This is a genomic window from Nostoc sp. C117, assembly GCF_043099735.1.
In the GTDB taxonomy this organism is placed as follows: Bacteria; Cyanobacteriota; Cyanobacteriia; order Cyanobacteriales; family Nostocaceae; genus Nostoc.
This window is the reverse complement of the sequence record NZ_CP170991.1, coordinates 5,042,423-5,067,232: the sequence shown is the minus strand read 5'-3', so window position 1 is coordinate 5,067,232 and position 24,810 is coordinate 5,042,423. Positions and strand designations below refer to the sequence as shown.

The window sequence follows — 24,810 nt, the reverse complement described above, 5'->3', positions numbered from 1 at the left end:
CCGAACTCTCAAGGTATGACCAACATTCAAATTTCTTTACCTGAGTCGATGAAAGCTTTTATCGAGGAAGAAGTTGTTAAAGGCGGTTATAATTCAGCCAGTGAATATCTTCAAAAACTAATCCTTCAAGACCAACAGCAAAAAGGTGAAGAACGAAAACACGCTCAGTTGATGGCAAAGCTTCACACACAAACTCAACTCAACGATGAGGAGTTTGAATTAGTTGCAGATAAATTAGCTGACGATTTTGTTGCAAACGTCGGCTCAAATTTACCTATGTTATCAGATTATGGTGTGACTCGTGACAGTATTTATGAGGATCATCCTTAGCAATGGTGTACCTTATAGATACTAATGTTTTGCTGCGTTTTGTCGATCGCACTCACTCACTACACCCAATAACACGAACTGCGATCGGAAAATTGCGACGCGACAGACATATACTGCAAATCACGACGCAAAACTGTGTTGAGTTTTGGAATGTTGCTACAAGACCAGCCACAAAAAACGGATTTGGCTTGACACCAACAGATGCAGATCGGCTATTGCGACTGATTGAGCGCCTCTTTCCATTGTTACCTGATATGCCTACTATTTACCCTGAGTGGCGTAAGCTTGTTGTTGCATTCCGTGTGTCAGGTGTCCAGGTGCATGATGCTCGTCTCATTGCTAATATGAAGGCAAATAGCGTGACTCATATTTTGACATTCAATACTAAAGATTTCATTCGCTATGCATCTGAAGGAATTGTAGCAGTTGATCCAACAACACTGTAATTGTTATTTTTCAAGGCGCGATCGCTTCTTTGATAGAAATTTAGAAGTGAATACGAACGCCATTCTGTAATAAAACTTATAGTACAAATATACTTAACATAATGAAAGTGCGTTACTCTGTTGCTAATGTGCTTTGCTTAGTAGTAGTTTGAAATGTGAAAATGGTAAGTATCTATCCCTCTTCTGTCACTCTCCGAGATAAGCAAGTAGTAACAAAGTGAAATTATCCAGAAGCATAACAGGTTTTAAATTGATTCATTGCACTAATTAATTGATTGAATCCCAGCAATAATTTAGAATTTGGGAAAATATGTATCCAGGGATAAATTAACCAAAATAGTAAGAGTGGTTGGGCAATGAGACGCAGATTATTTAGAGTATTTTTCCATCCGCATTCATGGTTCCATTGTTGATGATTAGAAAAATCAACATCACTATTTTTTTGAACCTCAGCTTCAATTTGACGAGATTTATTTAAGCTTAAGAAGGCTGGAGAATTTAAACTAATCATTGTGTACACACAAAAAATAATTTCCCACCACCTTTCTATATGTTGAAAATTTGTGAACCGATAATCTGTCCAGCCGAGTTCCTGTTTACACTGTCGAAATCCATATTCTACCCAGGTTCTTAATCCATATAAATCGCCTAAAGTTTTTTTGAGTTTTCCTTGAAGATTTGTCATCACAAATGTTGTAGAATTTTCTGGCATGGTTTCTGGGTCAGTAGTTATTTCCCAGTAAGTTATGGCTCTTTTTTTACCATAAATTATTTCCCTAATGTATCGGGTTTCTGATTTTTGATTGCTAAATGTTCTTTCAAATTTACACCACTTATTAGCCCTAACGCTTTGTCCTGCTGGCAACCAGACTCCATGATTACTTCTTATTGCTACGACATAATCTAATTTATATTCAGCTACTTTTCTAATAAATTGGCTACTTTCACCATATAAACTATCTGCCAGTACCAGTTTAATGTTAAAACCTGATTCAATTAATTCTGTAATGATGTCTGACGCTAACTCTATTTTAGTTTTATATTTATCCTCCTCTTTTAACGTTCCTTTGGGTTTGAATACTTTTACAGTTAATGGAAACGTTATATTAGAATAAACTCCATAGGCATTGACTGAAACTATTCCATTATCGACTTTTCCTACACTTCCTAGATATTGCCTGGCTACATAATCAGTCTTTTTACCTTTTTTTCTATCTCCGGTTTCATCTATTACTACTGTAATCGCATTTCCATTTAGTGCTTTTTTAAGTTTATTTAATCTTAGTTGTTTTAATTTATCTACTGACCAGTCTGAATTGGCTAAAAAATGATGTAATGACTGTGCGGAGTTTATACTTACGACTTTCGCTATCTCTGGTAATGATTTTCTTTTAATTTGTGACATTATTCCCAGATGTAAATATTTGAAGCATTCATAATTTCTTACTTCTTTAAACAGGTCTTTATACTCTGCACAATATTCATCTATGGTCGCAACTGTTGGGTGAGCATCTCTTGCCAAATGTTTCAAAATTTGTAATTCTACATCCATTGCCCTACTTACCTTTCAGGGTTTTCTTTTTTTATTCTTTTATTTAGAATAACCGGAAAGTGACAGAAGAGGGATATAATCAAGATTTCTTAAAAAATTTAGTGTTGAACCCATCTGAAAGTTTGTCCGTAGAGATTAAAAGATGGATAGATCCTCAATCTAAAGAAGGTATAGCAAAGATAGCCAAGGCTTGCATTGCTCTCAGAAATAATGATGGAGGTATATTTCTGGTTGGTTTCAACAATGATGGTTCTCCTGATATTCAAGGAGCGCATTAACATCCAAAAAAAAGTTTTCATCCTGATGTTATTCAATCTATTGCTAGTAAATTTTGCAGTGAGGCTTTTGAAGTAAAGATTGACTATCTTGAAAAAGATGGTCAAGAATATCCAGCATTAGAGATTCCTTCAGGATTTACTATACCTGTAGCAGCAAAGGCTGGCTTAAAGGATGAGCAAGGTCATAAGGATCTAATTAAAGCTCATACTGTTTCTGTGCGAAGTTTGAATTCAAATAATACTGTTAGCAGTTCAGAACCCCGTTGTAATGACTGGGAACGTGTCATATTGGCATTCGTTAATCTACCGCTTGAAACACCTCGCTCCGCATTAGCACAGTACGTTAATCAGGCTGTTAGCCCTTTGTTTGGAATTTTTAATGGATTTGAACTGAGTATAGATGTAATCGAAGATTTGACTCGACGTTTAATAGAAAGAAGATTGTAGTCTAGATGCTAAGAACCAGGAAACTCCAACTTAGCGTTTTCTCCTCCTAATTGCGCTGTCTCAATTGGTAAATGTCGCTCCAACCAATTCTCCAAGTCAGCCACCACCTCTTGATAATTGAGATCGTTCTGAAGCTCATGATAAGCACCCGGATACTCGATTCTCAGTTTATCTTTGCAACTCACGCGCTGAAAAAAAATGTTTCCTCCTTCAGGTAGAGTTACTCGGTCTGCTCCACCGTGGAGAATCAACAATGGTAATTGCCAATCAGCAGCGTGGGCATTAACCCAATCAACACTAGCCAGGAATTCTGTAGCTAAACGGGCGCTAGCTTTAATATGTCGTAAGGGATCTTGGGCATAGGCTGCTAAGATTTTCTCATCTCGTGAAGCAGCAGAAAAATCAAGCCCAGTATTCAAGGTAAAACGCGGCCAAACGCGGGAGAGCAGCTTTCCAATGAGTAAGCGGATTTTTGATACCCCAACTTTTCCTAAAGCTAGCCCTAAGGTAATTACACCTTTTAATGTAGATGCGTCCTGAGGATAACGCAGAACGTAATCTAAGACAATTACTGAGCCTAAGCTATGACCTAAAAGAAAAATTGGGCTGACTGGATGTTGGATTTTGATTAGGTCTAAAAAGGCTCGCAAGTCTTCACGAAACTCACTCCAAGCATTAATGTAGCCTTGCTGACCTGGTGAACGTCCGTGACCGCGCAAATCAAAACTGTAGACAGCATATTGCTTGGGAATTAAATGCTGAATTATATTACCGTAGCGATCGCTATGCGCTCCCAATCCATGTACGATCGCTAATATTCCCCTCACCCTACCCTCTGGATGCCAGCTTTGGTAATACAATTCCAGCTTGTCAACACCTTTAAATGTACCTTCTTGATGGTGGATCATCGGATTAATTTATTACGTGTTTTCCCAGTTAGCTATTAACCTATCAAGGTACATTGTAAAGAAAATCGGTTCCAGCCTTGCGAAGAATTACTGGAATCGGGTATAGGATATGGGGTAATACAATTCACATAGGACCAAAACACTTGTAGAGAGGGCGATTTATCGCGTCTTGTAGAAACCGCGATTGATTACGTCTCCAAAACCCAAAATTTTTGCCATTAGCCCTTAACTGAACTGTATTCGGGCATAAGGTAGAAGGAAGACAAATGAAAAATGACAAAAACTCAAAATCCAGTCTTCAACAGGGAGATAGTACAGAATTAGAAACTTTACCACCCCTGACGGATACCACCATTAAGCGGGTAAAAGAGGGCGTAGCTGCGGCTGGCGATCGCGCTATTCGCCAAACGATCGACGAAACCTTGAATCGTCTGGAAACGATTAATCAGGATCATTCTGAACCTAGGGTGAGTCCTGGGGTACGTCGGTTTGTAATGCGATCGCTCATTCATACTCTTTTCCAAGTGCGGGTTGAAAACCTCGAAAGGATACCTCAGCAACCAGCAATCTTAGCAGCCAACCATCTCCACCATATCGATCCATTACTTCTTTTAGCCGAACTCCCCACCCAACCGCATTACTACATCCTGGGCGATGCTCGTACTCTCTATAATAAGTGGTGGAAGCGGTTCGTCTTGGGTTTTACAGGAGGTGTAATTCCTTTAAAACGAGTGTGGAAAGAAGAAGTAGCTGTGATGAAAGCAGCTAAAGCCGGAAGGGAAGACTTAGTTGAACTAGCCGCAGCAATTGAAGAGACAGTAGCTACAGGCGAAGATATACACACATTGCGACAAATAGATCGCATTGTTTTAGCAATTTTAGCTCGTGGCGATGGGATGATTCTCTTTCCCGAAGGACGATTGGGAACTACTGAGACTCAGTTGCATCTTCCCTTGAAACGTGGCACTATAATTTATGCCTTGCGTGCAGGAGTACCGATTATTCCAATTGCACTGATTGGAACTCATGACCTCTATTTGAGGAAAAGGTTAACTGTACGGGTGGGTGAACCGTTACACTTTCCCTCAACAAGCAGACCAAAGCGACAAGAAGTAGACCTAGCTTTGGTAACCTTAGAAAAGGCGATCGTTGCTCTATTACCCACTAACTATCAGGAACCTACAGGCTTAAAACTGTTACATTATTTCCTGAATCATATGTTGTGGTAAAAAATTATTTCTCTAAAAAGTTCGTAATTTTGAAATTTGATGTTCCCTCCCAACAATGGTTTAGAAATGCGCTTACTTGAGCATCTGCTGAATCAGCCGATTCTTTAGAAGCATTAAACTGAACTGCTGTGACAATGTACTCAAAAATAATTACGAATTGCTTTTGGGCTGAAATTCTCTCAACAACAATTGTTTCACCCACTTGAGGAATTTGAGATATATCCACTATAAACGTCTCAATCTTTGGTTTATCTAGTGGATTCTTGAAATTGAAATATTTACAGTAAACAATAATTTTCACTTTATTAAACCACTAATAAGTCACTACTTCTTGTGGGGTGGGTGTCTCGCCCGCCCATAGTCAAAGGACAGAAAGATCCCCATATTACAATATTGGATATGGATAATTTCCTTATTGGAAATACCTAATACCAATTTTTTATGAAGCTGCATATAATTCGATCCCCCCTAGCCCCCCTTAAGAAGGGGGGAACCAGAAAAACATCTATTAAAGTCCCCCTTTTTAAGGGGGATTTAGGGGGATCAAGATATGTGCAACTTCACGTTAAATTGGTATAACACTAAAAAATTCTAAATTCCAAAGTTAAATTACGAATTACTATTATTTACCTTGCCAGACTCGTTGGAACGACTGAAAAACTTTAACACATATCTCTTCTAACCAGAGCATAACATAATCAAGCCATTCCAAAAGTTGCTCTAAAAGGTGCTTATCATAGCCTATTGCAGTTGCTTTGGTTTCTATCCAATTTGGCTGTGCTTCAACTTCAGTGCTTTGACGAAATTGCTGTTGGAGAATTTCCCCTTTGCGATTCTCATTTTTAGATTGAGAAATACTGGCTTCAGTTTGTTTGAAAGAGGCGACTTTTGCCGATGTTTTAGGAATTAAGGTGAGATTACGGGTTGTTTTTTTTCTTTGTACTAAGCTAGATTCACCTTTTGGCTGTTGTAGAGTCCAATTCTGTGGCCAAGAAAGCCCTGCTGATAAATTTGAAGCTAGTGCAGGAGTTGTGTTTTCCGAAAGTGTAATTGGCTTGTCAGCAAGCGTATCAGTATCACCAAACAAATCACTCCATGTTAACCAAGGATCGTCTGTTAAATCCTGGTTTTGGAACTCATGGCTTTTAGATAAAGCTTTTCTAGAGTGATGAGATAATACTTTCCCTGATGATTCGTCACTGGTTGTTGACTCAAGTGTTTTTTTACCACTAACACCAAAAAAGTAATTTATCGCCGCCTCAATTAAAGCCTGAATATTCAGAGTGCGAGTCTGTAAATCATCATTAGAAACTGCAATTTTCCCCTGAGAAATTAACTGCTCTTTCCCATAAATAAATATGTTTAACTGAGTTTGAGCAACTTCAACAATTTCTTGACTACTTTCTTTAACTGGTATTAAAGCATTTGATTCTAATTTAGCAATAGCTACATCTATAAATGTTAACAATCTATTTGAATCTAGTAAATCTTGTGATATTCCCTTGGCTAAAGCTGGAATCTTTATTGGATTGTCTTCAGTAAGTTTTGCTAGTAAGCGGTCAATTTGTGGTAATAATTCTGTTTCTTTTTTGGCTTCAGCCAACCGCCAAGACTGCCAGTAATTAGCAACTTCACTAATAATCCGATTTTCTAATTTTGTCTGCTGTTCGGGTGTTAAAATATCTAGGATTTCATTATCATCAGTGACAAGTACCAAATTGCGATTTAGTAAATTTGTAGCAATTCCCCGCACGACTCTAAGATACTGCTTGAGAGTATTTTCTCGCTGTGAGGGTTTGATATTTACTACTGGATTGTCTTCTGTAACCTTTGAGGAATGAATAATATCAGCGTTATTCTTCGATTTATCATAGACAGGGTTGCGCCAAACAACTCCCAATAAGCTATTAGTATTAGAAGTCTGAGAGTTTTTTTCAGGAGTAGCGTAGGCGTAGCCCGTCGGAGAAATTTCCTCCTCAGATGACAGATAATAAACTGTCTCTAATACATTTTCAATGGGAGTATCAACACTTAAGTGAGTTGTCGGCTGAAAATCGGTATCATTTGATGGTAAGTTGAGCCTGGATTGTGGTTCTTTGGTGTGTAGCGTTTTCCCATCTGATTCAGATGAATGAAACAGTAGATACACTGGATAAAGTAATAATTCGACACCCCATTTAGTGGCGACTTGCAAATGCCGAAAAGTGTGTTCCAACTGTTCTGTCAACCGCCGAGATTGCTGGTGGACAAAATTAAATAGTTTGCTTTGATAACGACCAGAAGAACCAGAAGACATAATAGTAATTTTTTAGTTCGAGTCTTGTTGAATTTTGAGACTCCCGCCAAACAATAAAAACCACAAACTGTTAATTATTGTAAGTGTCCTCATTTTATCGAAAATATGACTCCAATTGTCTCTCAATCCCAGACCAATTTAATCTCAGAAGCAATTGAGCAACTTCGCTCTTTTTGTCAAGTCAATCTTCAGTCTACTTGGTTATATCAAGAATCTGACGAGATGATTACCGATATTGCGCCTTCTGATTTGTCTGATTGGCAACCTGTCGAGTTAAATACAAAAGAACACATTGCTTGGACGGGCAGGAAAAAAGGGTTATGGCTAGTGCAAAAATTAGTGATTCCCCAAGATTTGCAGGGTTATCCTTTAGCTGGGTTATCTTTGCGACTAGCGTTAGTTTGGTGGGCTGATTCTGCTGAGATTTATCTCAATGGTGAATTAGTGCTGGAGGGTGATTTATTTGATTGTTCGCCCAGAGTCCTGCTTAGTCGCGGGGTGACGCCAGGGGAAGAATTTATTGTAACTTTGCGGTTAAGGAGTCCGGGACATTGTGATGGTGCTTTAGTGCGATCGCTCCTTGTCTATGAGTCTATTGATGATAATAATCCCGATCCGGGTTTTGTGGCTGATGAATTGGCTGTTTTGCAACTTTATTTGCAAAAGTTTGCACCAGAGGGGTTGGATGTTTTGGTAAAGGTGGTGAGAGAGGTAACGAACCGCCAAGACGCCAAGGACGCCAAGGAAGAGTTGGTAAGGTCATTTTTGTCTCTCCGCCAAAACCTAATTGAATCCGACATCTTAGCCCCCCTTTTGCACGGGGGTTGGGGGGATCTAAAATCTAAAATCTATTTATTGGGTCATGCTCATCTAGATTTAGCATGGCTATGGCCTGTGAGTGAAACTTGGAATGCGGCGCAAAGCACTTTTGAATCGGTTTTGAAGTTGCAAGCAGATTTTTCGGAGTTGATTTTCTGTCATTCAACGCCGGCGCTTTATGCTTGGATTGAGGAACATCGCCCGGATTTATTTCAAGCAATTCAAGAGGCGGTAGCTGCTGGATGGTGGGAAGTTGTCGGCGGAATGTGGGTGGAACCGGAACTTAATTTGATTGCTGGTGAATCTCTTGTGCGTCAGCTATTGTACGGTCAACGATACACACAAGAAAAATTTGGTAAGCTTTCGACTGTAGTGTGGGTTCCCGATTCATTTGGTTTCTGTGCAACTTTACCGCAGTTTTTTACCAATGCCGGAATTGAATATTTTGTCACTCAAAAGTTGCGCTGGAATGATACTACTAAATTTGATTATGGGGCTTTTTGGTGGCGATCGCCTGATGGTAGCGAAGTCTTTAGTTTTATGTCTGCACCCATCGGTGAAGCGATCGACCCAATTAAAATGGCATCATCCGCTCTAGAGTGGCAAACCCAAACTAATTTACCTCAATCACTCTGGCTTCCCGGTGTCGGCGACCACGGCGGCGGTCCCACCCGCGATATGTTAGAAACCGCCCAACGCTGGCAAAAATCCCCTTTCTTCCCAGACTTAGAATTTACCACCGCCGAAAAGTATTTACAGCAAATTAAGGCAGAAGGCAAGAGTTATTCTCCTTCATCCCCCGCTGCTTCCCCTGCTTCCCCTGCTGTCTCTTCGTTCCCCACTTGGAACGATGAACTATACCTAGAATTCCATCGCGGCTGCTACACTACCCACGCAGATCAAAAACGCTGGAATCGTCGTTGTGAAGGTTTGCTGTATGAAGCTGAACTATTTGCAACTTTGGCAAACATTACCTGTGGTGTGACATATCCCAAAGCCGAAATAGAAGCAGCTTGGAAGCAGGTATTATTTCAACAGTTTCACGATATTTTACCTGGTTCTTCCATTACCCAAGTTTATGTGGATGCGTTGCCCGAATGGCAGCAAGTCGAAAAAGTGGGAACGAATATATTACAGGAATCATTGCTAGCGATCGCTTCTCACATTACCTTACCAGAACTACCGCATCCTGAAGCCCAACCGATATTCATCTTTAATTCTCTTAATTGGGTGCGTTCTGAGGTAGTTTCCGTCTCCTTACCCACACCAGCAACAGCTACCCAGCAATGGCAGATTTATGATGCTTCTGGCAAACTCCTCATCTCCCAATTCTCTCAACCATCAACCCTACTATTTCTCGCCCCCAACATCCCACCCGTAGGCTACCGCCTCTTTTGGCTTTCCCCCTCATCCCCCTCATCCCCCTCATCTCCCTCATCCCCTGAATGGGTTCTAGAAAATGAATTCCTACGAGTTCTCATCAACCCTGACACCGGAGATTTATCAAGTGTTTTTGATAAAACGTATCAACGGGAAGTTTTGAATGGTGCAGGAAATCAATTACAAGCTTTTAAAGACAGTGGTCAATATTGGGATGCTTGGAATATAGACCCCAATTATGCCCAGCATCCTTTACCCCCAACAAATCTTCAATCTATTGAGTGGTTAGAACAAGGTGCAGTAGAAAGTCGTGTGCGCGTAGTGCGTCAGTTGGGTCAATCAGAATTCTGCCAAGATTATATTCTCCAAGCTGGTTCGCGTGTCCTGAAAATTTCCTCTAGAGTGAACTGGCAAGAAAATCAAGTATTGGTGAAAGCTGTTTTTCCTCTCAACATCGAAGCAGACTTTGCTACCTACGAAATTCCCTGCGGTGCTATTCGCCGCCCAACTAAACCCCAAACTCCGGCAGAACAAGCAAAATGGGAAGTCCCTGCTTTGCATTGGGCTGATTTAACTGGAGAGACAAAGGAGGGTTTATACGGTATTAGTTTGCTGAATGATTGTAAATATGGTTACGACAGCCAACCCAATCAACTACGCCTAACACTGCTACGAAGTCCCAATTGGCCAGACCCAGAGGCAGATAGAGGTTTGCATGAATTTATGTATGCTTTGTATCCTCATGCTAATAGCTGGGAATCAGCCCATACAGTACGGCATGGCTATCAATTGAATAGACCCCTACAAGTCATACTAAACCCACTGCCCACTCCCTACTCTCCACTGCCCACTCCCCACACTATGAGTTTTTTGAATTTATCATCTGAAAATTTCATCTTGATGGCTTTGAAGCCAGCAGAAGATGAACCACAGCGATTAATTTTGCGCTGTTATGAATGTCACGGAGAAACAGGCGAGTTATCTTTGCAAAGTGATTTAGGCTTGACTCTAGGAGATCCGGTAGATTTGTTAGAGCGTTCTTCTAGGACTTCTCTTGAATTCTCATCTGAGCAACAAATCTTGACGATACCTCCTTGGAAAATCGCTAGTTTCAAGGTTATGCCAGCGACTAATTCCAGGCTTGGGTAACCCACTATATCTTTATCAGTGGTCAGTTGTGCTTTTCCACTGACCAAATCAATAACCACTAACCAGGGACAAATGACCACTGAGCAACGCGCAATGCCCCATGCCCCTAATCTTCATGATCTTCAAAAGGATCGTCCAATTGCTTGCTCGGAGGACCAAAGGAAGTATAAATTCCATAGGTTGTAATGGCAACCAAGACAGCGGCCACAGAAATGCTAAGAACTATTGCGGGTTCCATAATTTTAAGATTGATTATGAGTGCTATTCTTATAGAATATTACAGAAGATTAAAAAAAGCTTTGGCAAGTAATCTTAGGTGAACTATGGCACAAAGGACTAGGTTGGGAGATATCCTGAGACCACTGAATTCTGAGTATGGGAAGGTGGCTCCAGGTTGGGGTACTACCCCTGTGATGGCTGTTTTTATGTTGTTATTTTTTGTGTTTTTGCTGATTATTCTGCAACTTTACAATAAAACACTGTTGGTTCAAGATGTAAATGTCGATTGGCGCATTTTAGGACGCTAATGGATATAAAGCTATCAAGTTTGAATAACAAGTGAACTTATACCCGGCTAGTCCGGGTTTTTTTGTCACTTATGATTTACTACTTGACAAAAATTCAGAATTCTGAGATGAAAATTCTCGATTTTGAATCCTAACACTGGACACTAACTATTGACTAGACTACATAATATGTCAGTTTATCTAGTGGTTTTAGAGTTCATCGGAGACAAAAAATGAATATATTTGGTATTGGTTTGCCAGAAATGGCTGTAATTATGGTGGTAGCACTGTTAATCTTTGGTCCCAAGAAGTTACCAGAAATTGGTCGCAGTGTGGGTAAAACAATTCGCAGTTTTCAAGAAGCTTCTAAGGAGTTTCAAACCGAGTTTCAAAAAGAAGCCGAACAGTTAGAACAAGCTGTGAAGACTACTGCTGAATTGGAACCTAAGCAAATCGAGTCTGCTAAATCAGAGCAGGATACCGCTAGTTCTACCCAAGTTAGCTAAGAGGTGCTGGATATCAATTGACTGTAGGCAAAATGACAGAAGCTCTTACGCAACCTGCTTTGGTGATTCCCCAGCTAATTGTCGGGTTGGGGAATCCAGAAAGCAAGTACGATCAAACACGCCATAATATTGGCTTTGCGGCTTTGGAAACTCTCTCTAATTCTTGGCGGATTCCCTTGGCGGAAAATCGCAAGTTTCAGGGAGAGTATGGCGAGGGTATGGCACCAGGTGGAGGCAAAATTCGTTTGCTGAAGCCGTTGACTTACATGAATCGCTCCGGACAAGCAATCCAAGCGGCAATAAATTGGTATAAATTACCGCCTGAGTCAGTGTTGATAATTTATGACGATATGGATTTGCCCTTGGGAAAAACTCGTCTGCGCTTGTCTGGTTCGGCTGGAGGACATAACGGGATGAAAAGTGCGATCGCACATCTAAATACTCAAAACTTTCCTCGTTTGCGAATCGGTATTGGTAAACCTAAAGATGCAGCCAATAACGATGATTCAGATACTATCTCCCATGTGCTGGGGCGATTTTCCGCTACCGAAAATCAGCTGATGTCTCTTGTACTTAAATTTGTAGTTGAGTGTGTAGAACTAAGCCTAAAGCAGGGAGTAGAAAAAGCGATGAATCTTTGTAATAGCCGCACTATTAATAGTTCTGAGTCTTAGGGGTGGATGAATACTCTCTTGTAAGCTTTCTTAAGGAAGCTTAGTCCGGTTTGAAGCTGCTTATTTTGGTTGATGGGCAGGGATTTTAGCTTGCTCCATCCAACCAAGATAAAGCTCCTAGCGCAGTCTGTGCATAGGTAAACTGACTCATCTACACCCTAATAAGGGGTACGGCCGATATGGCTTAATTTTTGTAAGAATAATGGCATCGCATCGTTACCTGTTTGAGGTTCTCACCTCAAGTAACGTCGATACCAAAGCAAATAGGTTTATTTAAAACGTCTTTTCCGTCTAGCTGCCACTGCCTTACGTTTGCGTTTTTCTATCGGTGTTTCAAAGTGCCGATGATATTTTACATCGGCTAATATACCAGCTTTGGAAACCTGGCGTTTAAACCGACGTAAAGCTGAGTCTATTCCTTCATTCTCTCCTAGAACCACCTGGGTCATTCTTGCCTTTTCCTCATAATCAATAGTTTCCATTGTAATAGCAGCCTCAACCTTAGTAAAACCCCCTAAACTGAAGCCATGATTCAAAGGCTATTCGTTCGGTTGAGATGAGTTATGTGTACTTATGGCATCTAAAATAAACACTTAGTTACAAGTTAATCCAAGTGCCATAATACACTCTCTGCGCCAGTCAAGAAGATGGGAAAATTATCATATTAAATTTTCCAGAACTTTTGTAGAGATGTAGTAGTGCTACATCTCTACAAAAGTTCTGGATAACGCATATTTAATTTATGGAGATATCTTATTTTTAATCAACTTTGAGGTTGAAATCTCCATCAAAAAACGTAATTGCGAATTGTTTTAAAAGTTGATTCTGCCCTGATTGAATAATTTATATCCAACTCCTAATGCAGCAAAAGCAACTAATAAATTCCATAAGCTGGTCGATCTAAAAATTACTCCACCACTCAAGAAAACTAGTACTATGCCAATACCTAACAAAATCCATCCCAAACTACTAGCTTCTCTATAAAAAAACACTAGCGTAAACGCACCTGCCATAATTGCTAAAACTGAGACAGTAGCTGGCAAGCTGCGGGAAAAAATTGAATAGTAACTACTAACAAATATGATATTTTGAGTAAAGAAGTATAAACCTGTTAAAACTAAGATTAAACCTATAAGTTTGATTAGCAATCTGCCCATAGTATTTTTATTTGTTGTAATTCGTAATTGTTCAAAAAACACCAAATTTTTAAATTGGTGCTAACCTATTGCGTCTTTAATTTACAATAATATTTTTTAAATATGATTGTAGTGTGGGCATCTTGTCTGCCCTAATAATGAAAGTTGTATAGGTAACAGCTTATAAAATTGGTTGGGTATAAATCCCTAACTATACAAAATTATTTTAATATGAATTATAGTGGAGTTTTTAAATTAGTACTAAATTTTACATTAAATTATTTAAAGTTACATTAAGTAAATATACGTAATAAAAGTCTATGCTGTGTAAAGATGCGAGTGTTAGCAAAGGTGATTACATAAATTAGTCCTTGCCAGGGTGGGATCGAGGTGCTTTAATAGCGATGGCATTCTCCAATACTTTCCTACCTATAAGACGCCCAGCCACTCGACATCAAACATCGCTATTGGTGTTAATAAAATTACAGACTCAAAACATTTAACTCAAAGGTATGACAAGCTAGTAGCATATCCTTGATACTAAATTCTCCCAAAAAGCTAAATAGGAGCATATATGGAGCCAATTATTGCTATAGTCTTAGCCCTTATAGGTTATGCCTTAGGTTCGGCAAAACTGATTAATCAAGGTAATGAAGCCTTAGTGGAACGTCTGGGACGGTATCATCGGAAACTTAAGCCAGGGCTGAACTTTATTGTTCCCTTGATCGATCAAATTGTGATGGAAGATACTACACGAGAGCAGTATATAGACATTAAACCTCAGAATGTGATCACCAAAGATAACATTTACGTAGAAGTAGATGCGATTTTATATTGGCGGATCGTAGATATTGAGAAAAGCTTTTATGCGATCGAAGATCTTCAAGGAGCATTAACACAGTTAGCCACAACTACGCTACGGGAAATCATCGCCCAAAACACCCTTGAGCAGACTAATGTTTCGAGAGCAGAAATGGACAAAGCCATCTTAGACCAGTTGAATGAAATAACGGCAGATTGGGGAGTGCGAATTCTCCGGTTAGACCTTCAGAGAATTACTTTACCTGAGAGTGTACGTAAATCTAGGGAAGATGAGCAAGCTGCTGAAATCAGAAAACGGGCGCTGATTACCGAAGCCGAAGGACAGAAAGAAGCTGCTATTCGCAAAGCAGAAGGAACTATGACTTCAGTTGAGATCATTTCTAAAGCCTTACGTTCCAATCCAGAAAGTAAGGATATTCTGCGGTATCTCGTGGCTCAAGATTACGTCAAGGCTAGCCAACAACTCGGCGAGAGCAATAATGCCAAAATTGTCTTTGTAGACCCTGCTAACTCAACTGAAATGTTTCAGGAGCTAATTGCCGAGTCCATAATTACAGAAGGTAACGGCAAAAAATCTGAAAATGGCAATACTTAACAGTGAGACTGTGCTGCTTGTCTAAATATTGCATCAGCTACCAGAGAAACATCGCGCATTTCTTGAACATCGTGAACTCGGAGGATATCAGCACCATTAAAAATAGCAGCACAACAAGCTGCTGCGGTTCCCCAAACCCGTGCTTTGGGATCTGGTTGATTGAGAATGCGACCAATAAAACTTTTACGAGATGCTCCTACCAAAATAGGACAGTTGAGTGGTGTGAGCGATCGCAATCCCTGAAAAATTTCTAAATTTTGCTCATAATTTTTAGCAAAACCAACACCAGGATCAATAATTACTTTATCTCGGTCAATGCCCACAGCAGTTGCCGCTGCAATTTGCTGGTGTAGAAAACCAGAAATTTCTGCCATCAAATCCTGATAATCAGTCTGTTGTTGCATCGTTTGTGGCGTTCCCCGAATGTGCATTAAAATAATCGGCACACCTAAACTTGCCACAGTTGGCAACATTTCCGAATCAAAGGTGCCGCCAGAAATATCATTAATCATATCTGCTCCAACTTCTACAGATGCCCTGGCGACAGCAGCACGGGTAGTATCTACAGAAATCGGTACTGAAATTTCTGGTCTGAGTACCTCTAATACCGATAACACTCGGTGAAGTTCCTCTTCAAGAGTTATTTGCTTTGCTCCAGGTCGAGTTGATTGTCCACCCACATCGATAATGTCAGCACCAGCAGCCACTAGTAATTGCGCCTGGACTAAAGCCCCAGTGGTGGTGTTAAACTCACCCCCATCACTAAAGCTATCAGGCGTCACATTCAAAATGCCCATCAAATAAGTCCGCTGTCCCCAGTCGAAACAGCGTCCCCGAATTATCAAGTTACTTGGCATAAATCTACATGAGACATTCCCATGCAGAGCATGGGAACGAAAAACAGGCACATCACACTGACTTATAATTCACAATCCGAGCGAAACTCTCAGCTTCCAAACTTGCTCCTCCCACTAAAACGCCATCAATTTCTGGTTGAGCCATAATTTCATCAATATTATTTGGCTTGACTGATCCACCATATTGAATTGATACATTTGGATTACTCAATCGGCTACGAATTAAGCCAATTATTCGATTAGCTTCCGCTACTTCACAAGTATCACCGGTGCCGATCGCCCAAATTGGTTCATACGCTATCACCAAATTTTCCTGATCGATATCTACCAAGCCTTTGTCGAGTTGGAGACTAATCACTGATTCAGCTTCTCCCGCGTCTCGTTGTTGTTTAGTTTCGCCAACACAGAGAATTGGGGTTAAACCAAACCTTTGAGCAGATCGGAGGCGCAGATTAACCGTACCGTCGGTTTCACCAAAATATTGTCGTCGTTCGCTATGGCCGACAATCACAAAGCGCACACCAACTTCTGTCAACATTGGGGCAGAAATTTCACCTGTGTAGGCTCCAAATTCTTCCCAATGGACATTTTGCGCCCCCAATTGTATCCGACTACCATGTAAATTCCTGGACAAAGCGCTGAGGTCAGTGAAAGGAGGACACAATAGTACTTCACGCTCTTCAGGCGTTTCTTGTAAGTGGGGCAGAAATCCTTGTAAAAACTCTTCGGATTCTGCCTGGGTTTTGTACATTTTCCAGTTACCGGCAATAACTATTTTTCGCACAGGTAATTTAGTCAAGATTCTAACGCTACTAGATGCATTTTTCACTCTACTACTTTTTCGTACACTCCTCTTCTCTTAAGGCTCGAAACTGGCTCTAGTTATTACTCAACTACAATAAAATTAAAATCCTCACCATGAGTTGGCTCAAATGGGTAAGCTGGTAGTGCCAAATCTTCAGGGTAAGCAAATAGGGCAAGTAATAGTTACCCTGACTGTTACAAATCGAATCGATCTAGTTCTGGCTCAACGAGGTTTCATTTCTCTAAACGAAGTTCATTCGTTTGCACTGGATAATGTCTTAGTTGATACAGGTGCAACATTGCTGTGCTTACCTGCTAGCATTATTAGTCAACTAGGTTTAGTCCAAGGTGGAAAAGCTCAGGTAGAGACTGCGGCTGGAGTGCAGCAAGGGCGGATTTTTCAAGATGTTGAACTAAGTATTGGAGAAAGGCAAGGAACTTTTGATTGTTTGGAACTTACAGAAGTACCCTACGCTCTTTTGGGTGTAACGCCAATGGAAGTTTTAGGATTAGAACCAGACTTGAAAAATCGGAAGTTGCGGATTTTGCCGATGAATACTGAGCGAAGATATGTAAAAATTTATTTTTAGGACTTAGGTGCATTATTTTAGGTTTGCGAGAATCACAGACTCTAATGGAAGTATAGTCACAATTGTTGATTGGAAAGTAGTGACACACCAAAATGGTCAAATTATAGATAGATCATCGACAAAAACGGCAATATTTACCTCGAACGTCCTCAGAGCGAAGTCATTGACGGTATTGAGCTGATAAATGCACTCAGCATCGCAGCTGAGAGTTTCTACCAGATGCAAGGACTTGGTATATCGGTTGGTCGAACCGAGTAAACTAATTTAGCCTACTTTTTTTATCACTAGACAAAGACAAGCTAGCCCATAAAATAGCTGATACAATATAAATAGCAGTCAAGAGGTCTGACCTTTTCAGATCGCGGAAGCTAGGTCTTCCCTTGACTGATTTTTATTGTCTAAGAATAAATAACAGCCATGTATTTGCTGTATGCAGATGAATCTGGCAGTACCCACGACTCAAACCAACAATATTTTGTACTGGCTGGATTTTGTGTATTCGAGCGCCAAGGATATTGGATTTCCGATCAGCTTGACCAAATTGCTGCTAGATTTGACCCTGCTGATCCAATATCAGTTGAATTGCACGGTAGTCCAATGTTGAGTGGACGAGGAAAGTGGAGAAGCTATTCTAAGAGCGATAGAGAGAAAGCGATTGAAGATATTTTGCAGGTTTTCCTACAGTCACACCCAAGTAATAGACTATTCGCAAGTATTATCAAAAAGACAGTAGTATCACCAAAAGATCCCGTTGAAGTTGCATTTGAACAACTGGCTAGTAGGTTTGATAGGTATTTGATCGGGCTGCACAAAAATGATAATACACAGAGAGGTATTATTATCTTTGACAAATCTACTTATGAGACAACAATTCAATCTTTAGCGACTGACTTTAGAACTATTGGATACAGTTGGGGTGTAATTAGAAACTTCTCTGAAGTGCCTTTATTTCTAGACTCAAAAGCATCTAGACTAATTCAGCTTGCTGATATACTCGCTTACGCAATTTTCAGACATGTTGAAAAGGGAGATAGCAGGTTTTTCTCTATCATTCAATCTAGATTTGATTCTGAAGGCGGTATTATTCATGGATTACATATACAGCAATAAATCTATATTTAGCTAACACCACACTCCAAAGCAACTTGCTAAAGCTGAACAGATGCGATCGCAGTTACTTAAATATTTGCTCAGCTAGCTTGAAAATATTTGGTTTTGTAATTCCGGATCTCAGGGCGATCGCTCTCAGAAAAACTCAGCTATCTTATTATACTAATTAATGAAAAAGCTTTTATTTATTTGTAGTCAAAATAAATTGCTAAGTCCCACCGCCGAAGCTGTGTTTTCTGAATATGAAGGATTTGAAACGGACTCCGCAGGTTTAGACCGCTACGCCCAATTACCAGTTTCAACAGAAGCGCTCGCCTGGGCTGATATTATCTTTGTGATGGAGAAATCCCATAAAGCTAAACTATCAAAAAACTTCCAACCCTTCCTTAAAGATAAAAGAATTATATGTTTAAATATTCCAGATGAATATGAGTATATGGAACCAGCTTTAATTGAGTTATTAAAACAGAAAGTTCTACCTTTATTAAAAATAAAAACATGAATATTCAAGAAGCTTTTAATTCTGCCGCTGTAGATTACGATAACTTACGTCGTATCCTAATTCCCTGTTTTGATGACTTTTACAAAACAGCTGTTGAAATCATACCATTTGATAGCATTGCACCGCTGAAGGTTCTAGATTTGGGGGCTGGTACTGGACTTTATTCAGGTATGGTTCAGTCTGTCTTTACCAATGCAGAGTTTACCTTACTGGACTTAGCATCTGAGATGTTAGAAAAAGCTAAGTTTCGATTTAGCAAGATGGGTAAATCTCCCAAAATCTTAATTGGCGACTATATTGGGACTGATTTAGGCGATTCCTATGATGTTGTTATCTCTGCCTTATCGATTCATCATCTGTCTGATTTTGACAAAGAAGTTCTTTATCAACGGATTTATGATGTCCTAAAACCTGGAGGAATATTTGTCAACGCTGACCAAGTTATCGGTAAAACCCCTGATTTAGAACAACTATACCGTCAACGTTGGGTAGATTCTGTCCGCGCTAAAAATATCTCAGAGGAGGATTTTAAAGCTGCACAGAAACGTATGGAATACGATCGCATGGCAACCCTTGATATTCAACTTCACTGGCTAGAAGCGGCTGGATTTCAAAATGTGGATTGCTGGTATAAAAATTTTAGCTTTGCTGTTTTTGGTGGTTATCGACCGATTATTTAAGTAATTTCAGTAGATCGCAAAGTTATCAGATAGAGGCTGGGTATAGGGTGTGGGGTGTAGAGAAAGAATTGCATTAATGAGTCGCGATAAAAGTTAATTCACGTGAGTAAAGTCAACCTTTGATCGTTAAAAAGCCATTATTTAGCTTAGGTTTGGCGTTGTAACTCATCATGGCTATTGCTATATTCCGGCTGGTCTCCAAGGCGTTTAACCTTGCATCAGTAGTTGTAATGCTTTTTTTTGTAGCAGTTGAATCTGTGCTGGTAAGAACTCTGCCACGGAGTAGACAAGGGTAAAAAACATTTTATTGTTTAAGGTAGCAACACCTACGAATCGATCATTGGTATAGTGGGTGGTTAATGCTGGCCCATAAATAGCTGCAAGCTCAAGTTGACCATACTGGTATGGAATATTTAAGCGCCCAAGATTGCTAACACCTATGTCGTAACTATTTACTTTCCAAAATAAATCTTTTACTGAGCTAGGACTAGGAAAAGTGCAAATAAAATCTTCAATCTGCGGAAGATGTGCAAAAATTTGGTCAGGTAACATTCTTTGATGAAGTTGATATTTAATTGAACGTGCAAAATCCCAAACATATAAATCGGGTTTTAGGTCGTGTTCTGTAGTAATTGCAGCTAAATATAAGCCAAAGTCTTCTTGAATATTAGATGTAATAAATCTACGAATATTAATAGGTGAAAAACACTTAAGTTTGGAGTGCTGTTTAAAGTCATTGTTTCTGTCAGTTTTATTTTCTTGAGATATTGCTAACAGAAAAGCCGCACAGATGGCTGTATGGACTGTAGTTTGCTCTTGCTGGCAACGATGAATTAGTGCCGTAGTTTCTTCTGCTGAGAGTGACCATGAAAGCAAACGTGGGTGAGAATTTTTTGGTAAGGTAGGTTTTTGATATGCCAGGTTATTTACAAATTCTAATTGTGATTTGGCTAAATTCTCCTTTGAGCTTGCTTGAAATTTTGGAGTGAAATTAGGAGTCAAATATTCATAAGGTGGACGTTCTGGTAGAACTTGTTGCTGACTATCAGATATACCAATAATTTGTAAAATATCCCTGATTAGGTATACAGTTGACATTCCATCTGCAACAGAGTGCTGGCAAGTGATAATTAGTTCTGAGATATCCCTACTATGAACCAATACCATTCGAATCAAGGGTGCTTGATTCGAGTCAAATGGATGTGAAAGCTCTCGTTCTACCTCTTGGTGCCACTGTTGCTCGCTCTGTCGTTTTACCACGCGCAAGGGAATGCTGGAAGAGTCTTTAACTAACCAAGGCTTTCCAGAGCGATCGCTAACAATCCGCACATTCAGTAACGGATGTCGTTGTTGTACTCTAATGAGTGCCTGTTGTAATTGATCAATATGGAGTTCTCCAATGATGCTTGCAGTCAAAGTAAAATGGATGGGTGCTACTTGGTCATATAACCAAAGTTTGTATTCTTCAATACCAAGATGTCGATACATACCAAACTTACAAAGTCGCAAAAAATCATACTAAACTAAAGATCGAGTTGTTTCTTTCTACGTTTGAGGACTTAGCGTAAAAAGTCAGCAAAACCCTTGAGTTAAAAGCCCGACCACACTCGTTAATCTCCTTGCTCTGTTGGACGTATTAGAATTTCATTGACATTAACGTGAGCTGGTTGTGTTAGTGCGTAGATAATCGTATTGGCAATATCTTCACTACTAAGATTTTTCATGGATTGATAGTAATTCTCTGCGTTCTCTTTTACTTGTGCATTTGTAATATGGTTTGTAAGTTCAGTCTCCACTAATCCTGGTTCAATGCTGGTGATACGTATATTGTTTTTATAGACTTCCTGGCGCAAAGCCTCAGAAATGACATTGACTGACCATTTTGTAGCACAGTAGACAGCAAAACCGCCTTTTATTACACGTCCTGCAACAGAGGACACATTAATAATATGTCCGCTACCTTGAGCTTTCATAATCGGTAAGACGCGGTGAATGCCATATAATAATCCCAAAACATTCAAGTTAAACATCCGCCGCCAGTCTTCTGTATCTGCTCCTTCAATTGGCCCCAGAAGCATCACACCAGCATTGTTAATCAGAATATCTACAGTTCCCCATTGGGCTTGAGTTTGCTCAATTACCTGCTGAACTTGTGCCTCATCACTAATGTCTGCAACAATGGGTAATACTTGTCCACCTTTTTCTCGAATCCTTTGAGCAAGGGCTTCTAAGCGATCGCTCCGTCGAGCTGTAATCACAACCTTTGCACCTTCTATGCTTAGTGCAATGGCAGTTGCTTCACCGATCCCAGATGATGCACCTGTAATAATTGCTACTTTATTAACTAATTTTCCTGTCATATAGACTCCTATTTGATTACTGAACTGCTATTTAAATTAGCAAATATTGGTCTAAATATTCTCATTGTCCTGGTACTACATAATGCTAAGTGCCAGAACTATCACCTGTTACAAGACGATGCAAAACAGTTAGAGATACAGTTATGTTATTTATCTTCTTATTGACCACAGTTAAATTTAATTGAGCGGTTTTGGCAGTTTATTAGAAATGAATATTTATACTCTAAATAATATGCTAATTTGACTGATTTTAAAGCAGCAATCTCTAATTATATTGTCACTGTAAAGACTCAAAAGCAAGAAAATCTAGATAGCTGATTTAATCTCAATTTTTAGGCATTTAAAAAAAGTCGATTTTTTAGCCGTTTAGAGTATATGCAAGATTTATATATAATAATATATATTTTTGCTAAAGTGGGATGCTGCCGCTATATTTAACCTATATTTAGTCTATCATTAATTGATTTGAGTAAGGAAGTCTTGTAAATTATGTAGATGTAATCAGCAAATTCTTTTTGCCGAAAACTATCAAAATAGAGAAGAGAAGACAAAAAATATGTTTTTGAAAAGTAGAGTAACCGCAGCTATTTTTACAACCGTTTTTGCCTTAAGTTCTGTAAGTCTAGCAACCTCCGTCAAGGCAGAAGATGGACCGCAAAAACTGTCTTGCACAAATAGAACAATACAAGGCAATTATGCATCTCATTATACTGGTACGAACTTTGCAAATGGAAGTCCTGTTATTAATTTACTTGCTCTAGACAGATTTGATGGACATGGCAACATAGCATCAGTTAAAGCTGTTTTAGCTATTAACGGACAAATTACACGATATACAAATGAATTTACTGGCACTTACAAGGTAAATAGTGATTGCACTGTCGATCTATTCTTTACAGGTGCGGGAATACAATCGAGATGGTTCGGTATAATTGTCAATCATGGTGAAAAAGTTTTGTATCTAGGAACAGACGCTGGTGCGAGTCTTCCTGGTTCCTTTGAAAAAGTTAGCGGTAGTTATAGATTTTGATTCATGGTTTTCTAACTTCCGTTTGAAGGAAAGTTATTAGCTGTAATTTTAAGCACTTTAAGAATCCTTTAATAGAAAGGATTTCATGAATTCTGTGCGTTCTATATCCCCCTAAATTCCCTTTCAAAAAGGGGATTTAGGGAGATGGTGAATCTCCATAATCCGTTTCAAAATTTACCATCTGGTGTACGGGGTCGTCTTTGAGACTTTTGTCTAGTTTTGGCAGTTTATTTAGAAATGAATGTTTATACTCTAAATAATATGCTAATTTGACTGATTTTAAAGCAGCAATCTCCAACTATATTATCACTATTATCACTGCAAAGACTCAAAAGCAAGAAAAGCTAGATAGCTGATTTAATCTCAATTTTTAGACATTTAAAAAAGTCTATTTTTTAGCCGTTTAGAGTATATACAAGAGTTCTATATAATATTTTTTTCCAAGTGCATGCTCCCGCTATATTTAACCTATATTTAGTCTATTATTAATTGATTTGAGTAACGAAGTCCTATAAATTATCTAGATGTAATCAGCAAGTTATTTTTTCCGAAAACTATCAAAATAGAGAAGAGAAGACAAAAAATATGTTTTTGAAAAGTAGAGTAACCGCAGCTATTTTTTCAACCGTTTTTGCCTTAAGTTCTGTAAGTCTAGCAACCTCCGTCAAGGCAGAAAATGAACCGCAAAAATTCTCTTGCACAAATAGAACACTAGAAGGCAATTACGCATCTCAGTATACTGGTGTGCTCTTTGCAAATGGAAATCCTGTTGTTAGTATACTCGGTCTAAACAGATTTGATGGAAATGGCAACATAGCAGGAGTTAAAGCTGTTTTCAATATTAACGGACAAATTACACGATATACAAATGAATTTACTGGCACTTACAAGGTAAATAGTGATTGCAGTGTTGATCTATTCTATATAGGTGGTGGAATACCAGAGACGAGATGGTTCGGTATAATTGTTAATCATGGTGAAAAAGTTTTGTATCTAGGAACGAACTCTGGTACGAGTTTTCCTGGTTCCTATGAAAAAGTTAGCGGTAGTTATAGATTTTGATTCATGGTTTTCTAACTTCCGTTTGAAGGAAAGTTATTAGCTGTGATTTTAAGCACTTTAAGAATCCTTTAATAGAAAGGATTTCATGAATTATCAAAATAGAGAAGAGAAGACAAAAAATATGTTTTTGAAAAGTAGAGTAACCGCAGCTATTTTTACAACGGTTTTTGCCTTAAGTTCTGTAAGTCTAGCAACCTCCGTCAAGGCAGAAAATGAACCGCAAAAATTCTCTTGCACAAATAGAACAATACAAGGCAATTACGCATCTAATTTTACTGGTGTGAACTTTGCAAATGGAAGTAGTGTTAATAGTTTCCTCGGTCTAAGCAGATTTGATGGAAATGGCAACATAGCATCAGTTAAATCTGTTTTAGCTATTAACGGACAAATTACACGATATACAAATGAATTTACTGGCACTTACAAGGTAAATAGTGATTGTACTGTTGATGTATTCCTTACAGGTGCTGGAAGAGACGACAGATGGTTCGGTATAATTGTCGATCATGGTGAAAAAGTTTTGTATCTAGAAACAGACGCTGGTGCGAGTTTTGCTGGTTCCTGGGAAAAAGTTAGCGGTAGTTATAGATTTTGATTCATGGTTTTCTAACTTCCGTTTGAAGGAAAGTTATTAGCTGTGATTTTAAGCACTTTAAGAATCCTTTAATAGCAAGGATTTCATTTCATGAATTCTGTGCGTTCTATATCCCCTAAATTCCCTTTAAAAAGGGGGATTTAGGGG

At 39.1% G+C, this 24,810-nt stretch carries 28 protein-coding genes; 17 read left to right on the top strand and 11 right to left on the bottom strand.

All coding sequences use genetic code 11. The annotated features are described in order from the left end of the window. Positions 1–15: 15 nt before the first annotated feature. Together ACFG4S_RS21835 and ACFG4S_RS21830 are read left to right on the top strand one after the other, a co-directional pair. Positions 16–330: a type II toxin-antitoxin system ParD family antitoxin gene (locus ACFG4S_RS21835; protein ID WP_392531097.1), complete on the top strand. Its 315-nt coding sequence runs from the start codon at positions 16–18 to the stop codon at positions 328–330. A 2-nt stretch (positions 331–332) separates the two neighbouring features. Then, positions 333–776 carry a type II toxin-antitoxin system VapC family toxin gene (locus tag ACFG4S_RS21830; RefSeq protein ID WP_392531096.1) on the top strand — a complete coding sequence of 148 codons (444 nt, stop codon included), beginning with the start codon at positions 333–335 and terminating at the stop codon, positions 774–776. Between the two features lie 223 nt (positions 777–999). Here the strand turns inward: ACFG4S_RS21830 and ACFG4S_RS21825 are convergent, their stop codons facing one another. Further along, a complete protein-coding gene (locus tag ACFG4S_RS21825) occupies positions 1,000–2,328 on the bottom strand; it encodes an IS701 family transposase (protein WP_392530294.1) in 1,329 nt (442 codons plus the stop codon). Between the two features lie 59 nt (positions 2,329–2,387). Between ACFG4S_RS21825 and ACFG4S_RS21820 the strand changes: the two genes are divergently transcribed. Both ACFG4S_RS21820 and ACFG4S_RS21815 read left to right on the top strand, forming a co-directional pair. Next, entirely contained in the window at positions 2,388–2,606 is a 219-nt protein-coding gene (locus ACFG4S_RS21820) for a hypothetical protein (RefSeq protein WP_392531095.1), read from the top strand. A gap of 225 nt (positions 2,607–2,831) precedes the next feature. After that, positions 2,832–3,053, top strand: coding sequence for a hypothetical protein (locus ACFG4S_RS21815; RefSeq protein WP_392531094.1), 222 nt, complete (start codon positions 2,832–2,834; stop codon positions 3,051–3,053). Positions 3,054–3,061: 8 nt separating this feature from the next. On the opposite strand, the gene ACFG4S_RS21810 is transcribed toward ACFG4S_RS21815, so the two are convergent. Continuing rightward, a complete protein-coding gene (locus ACFG4S_RS21810) occupies positions 3,062–3,961 on the bottom strand; it encodes an alpha/beta hydrolase (RefSeq protein ID WP_392531093.1) in 900 nt (299 codons plus the stop codon). Positions 3,962–4,227: 266 nt separating this feature from the next. Between ACFG4S_RS21810 and ACFG4S_RS21805 the strand changes: the two genes are divergently transcribed. Continuing rightward, positions 4,228–5,190: a lysophospholipid acyltransferase family protein gene (locus ACFG4S_RS21805; protein ID WP_392531092.1), complete on the top strand. Its 963-nt coding sequence runs from the start codon at positions 4,228–4,230 to the stop codon at positions 5,188–5,190. Positions 5,191–5,194: 4 nt separating this feature from the next. On the opposite strand, the gene ACFG4S_RS21800 is transcribed toward ACFG4S_RS21805, so the two are convergent. Next, entirely contained in the window at positions 5,195–5,491 is a 297-nt protein-coding gene (locus ACFG4S_RS21800) for a hypothetical protein (protein WP_392531091.1), read from the bottom strand. Positions 5,492–5,812: 321 nt separating this feature from the next. After that, positions 5,813–7,486, bottom strand: coding sequence for a hypothetical protein (locus ACFG4S_RS21795; RefSeq protein WP_392531090.1), 1,674 nt, complete (start codon positions 7,484–7,486; stop codon positions 5,813–5,815). A 105-nt stretch (positions 7,487–7,591) separates the two neighbouring features. Here ACFG4S_RS21795 and ACFG4S_RS21790 point away from each other — a divergent pair, with 105 nt between their 5' ends. Next, positions 7,592–10,834: an alpha-mannosidase gene (locus ACFG4S_RS21790; RefSeq protein WP_392531089.1), complete on the top strand. Its 3,243-nt coding sequence runs from the start codon at positions 7,592–7,594 to the stop codon at positions 10,832–10,834. Positions 10,835–10,940: 106 nt separating this feature from the next. Here the strand turns inward: ACFG4S_RS21790 and psbN are convergent, their stop codons facing one another. Continuing rightward, positions 10,941–11,072: a photosystem II reaction center protein PsbN gene (gene psbN, locus ACFG4S_RS21785; RefSeq protein WP_392531088.1), complete on the bottom strand. Its 132-nt coding sequence runs from the start codon at positions 11,070–11,072 to the stop codon at positions 10,941–10,943. 85 nt (positions 11,073–11,157) lie between these two features. Here psbN and psbH point away from each other — a divergent pair, with 85 nt between their 5' ends. The 3 genes from psbH to pth all read left to right on the top strand — a co-directional run bounded on the left by psbH (position 11,158) and on the right by pth (position 12,520). After that, on the top strand, positions 11,158–11,361 hold the full coding sequence (gene psbH / locus ACFG4S_RS21780) for a photosystem II reaction center phosphoprotein PsbH (protein WP_392531087.1): 204 nt from the start codon (positions 11,158–11,160) through the stop codon (positions 11,359–11,361). Between the two features lie 212 nt (positions 11,362–11,573). Then, complete coding sequence (locus ACFG4S_RS21775) at positions 11,574–11,846, top strand: TatA/E family twin arginine-targeting protein translocase (RefSeq protein ID WP_392531086.1); 273 nt, start codon at positions 11,574–11,576, stop codon at positions 11,844–11,846. Between the two features lie 32 nt (positions 11,847–11,878). After that, positions 11,879–12,520: an aminoacyl-tRNA hydrolase gene (gene pth / locus ACFG4S_RS21770; protein WP_392531085.1), complete on the top strand. Its 642-nt coding sequence runs from the start codon at positions 11,879–11,881 to the stop codon at positions 12,518–12,520. A gap of 269 nt (positions 12,521–12,789) precedes the next feature. Here pth and rpsU read toward each other — a convergent pair whose 3' ends face one another. Next, complete coding sequence (gene rpsU / locus ACFG4S_RS21765) at positions 12,790–12,969, bottom strand: 30S ribosomal protein S21 (protein ID WP_017655011.1); 180 nt, start codon at positions 12,967–12,969, stop codon at positions 12,790–12,792. Between the two features lie 363 nt (positions 12,970–13,332). After that, the gene (locus ACFG4S_RS21760) at positions 13,333–13,677 is read right to left on the bottom strand and encodes a hypothetical protein (protein ID WP_392536052.1); all 345 of its coding nucleotides are present in this window, start codon (positions 13,675–13,677) and stop codon (positions 13,333–13,335) included. Positions 13,678–14,230: 553 nt separating this feature from the next. On the opposite strand from ACFG4S_RS21760, the gene ACFG4S_RS21755 reads away from it, so the two are divergent. Continuing rightward, positions 14,231–15,073 (top strand): SPFH domain-containing protein, encoded by an 843-nt coding sequence (locus ACFG4S_RS21755; RefSeq protein ID WP_392531084.1) that lies wholly within the window; start codon positions 14,231–14,233, stop codon positions 15,071–15,073. On the opposite strand, the gene folP is transcribed toward ACFG4S_RS21755, so the two are convergent. Beyond that, on the bottom strand, positions 15,070–15,930 hold the full coding sequence (gene folP, locus ACFG4S_RS21750) for a dihydropteroate synthase (protein ID WP_392531083.1): 861 nt from the start codon (positions 15,928–15,930) through the stop codon (positions 15,070–15,072). The genes ACFG4S_RS21755 and folP overlap by 4 nt on opposite strands. A gap of 52 nt (positions 15,931–15,982) precedes the next feature. Then, a complete protein-coding gene (gene tpiA, locus ACFG4S_RS21745) occupies positions 15,983–16,714 on the bottom strand; it encodes a triose-phosphate isomerase (RefSeq protein ID WP_392536051.1) in 732 nt (243 codons plus the stop codon). A gap of 148 nt (positions 16,715–16,862) precedes the next feature. Here tpiA and ACFG4S_RS21740 point away from each other — a divergent pair, with 148 nt between their 5' ends. The 4 genes from ACFG4S_RS21740 to ACFG4S_RS21725 all read left to right on the top strand — a co-directional run bounded on the left by ACFG4S_RS21740 (position 16,863) and on the right by ACFG4S_RS21725 (position 19,616). After that, positions 16,863–17,324 (top strand): aspartyl protease family protein, encoded by a 462-nt coding sequence (locus tag ACFG4S_RS21740; protein ID WP_392531082.1) that lies wholly within the window; start codon positions 16,863–16,865, stop codon positions 17,322–17,324. Positions 17,325–17,741: 417 nt separating this feature from the next. Further along, a complete protein-coding gene (locus ACFG4S_RS21735) occupies positions 17,742–18,434 on the top strand; it encodes a DUF3800 domain-containing protein (RefSeq protein WP_392531081.1) in 693 nt (230 codons plus the stop codon). Between the two features lie 169 nt (positions 18,435–18,603). Continuing rightward, entirely contained in the window at positions 18,604–18,936 is a 333-nt protein-coding gene (locus ACFG4S_RS21730; protein ID WP_392531080.1) for a low molecular weight protein tyrosine phosphatase family protein, read from the top strand. Next, entirely contained in the window at positions 18,933–19,616 is a 684-nt protein-coding gene (locus ACFG4S_RS21725; RefSeq protein WP_392531079.1) for a class I SAM-dependent methyltransferase, read from the top strand. Before ACFG4S_RS21730 ends, ACFG4S_RS21725 begins: the two co-directional genes overlap by 4 nt. Before the next feature lie 207 nt (positions 19,617–19,823). Here ACFG4S_RS21725 and ACFG4S_RS21720 read toward each other — a convergent pair whose 3' ends face one another. Next, positions 19,824–21,104, bottom strand: coding sequence for a condensation domain-containing protein (locus tag ACFG4S_RS21720; protein ID WP_392531078.1), 1,281 nt, complete (start codon positions 21,102–21,104; stop codon positions 19,824–19,826). 122 nt (positions 21,105–21,226) lie between these two features. Then, positions 21,227–21,976, bottom strand: coding sequence for an SDR family oxidoreductase (locus tag ACFG4S_RS21715; protein WP_392531077.1), 750 nt, complete (start codon positions 21,974–21,976; stop codon positions 21,227–21,229). Positions 21,977–22,538: 562 nt separating this feature from the next. On the opposite strand from ACFG4S_RS21715, the gene ACFG4S_RS21710 reads away from it, so the two are divergent. The 3 genes from ACFG4S_RS21710 (at position 22,539) to ACFG4S_RS21700 (ending at position 24,663) form a co-directional block, all read left to right on the top strand. Next, positions 22,539–23,006 carry a hypothetical protein gene (locus tag ACFG4S_RS21710; RefSeq protein ID WP_392531076.1) on the top strand — a complete coding sequence of 156 codons (468 nt, stop codon included), beginning with the start codon at positions 22,539–22,541 and terminating at the stop codon, positions 23,004–23,006. 585 nt (positions 23,007–23,591) lie between these two features. After that, a complete protein-coding gene (locus ACFG4S_RS21705; RefSeq protein WP_392531075.1) occupies positions 23,592–24,068 on the top strand; it encodes a hypothetical protein in 477 nt (158 codons plus the stop codon). 85 nt (positions 24,069–24,153) lie between these two features. Continuing rightward, positions 24,154–24,663: a hypothetical protein gene (locus ACFG4S_RS21700; protein ID WP_392531074.1), complete on the top strand. Its 510-nt coding sequence runs from the start codon at positions 24,154–24,156 to the stop codon at positions 24,661–24,663. Positions 24,664–24,810 lie beyond the last annotated feature (147 nt).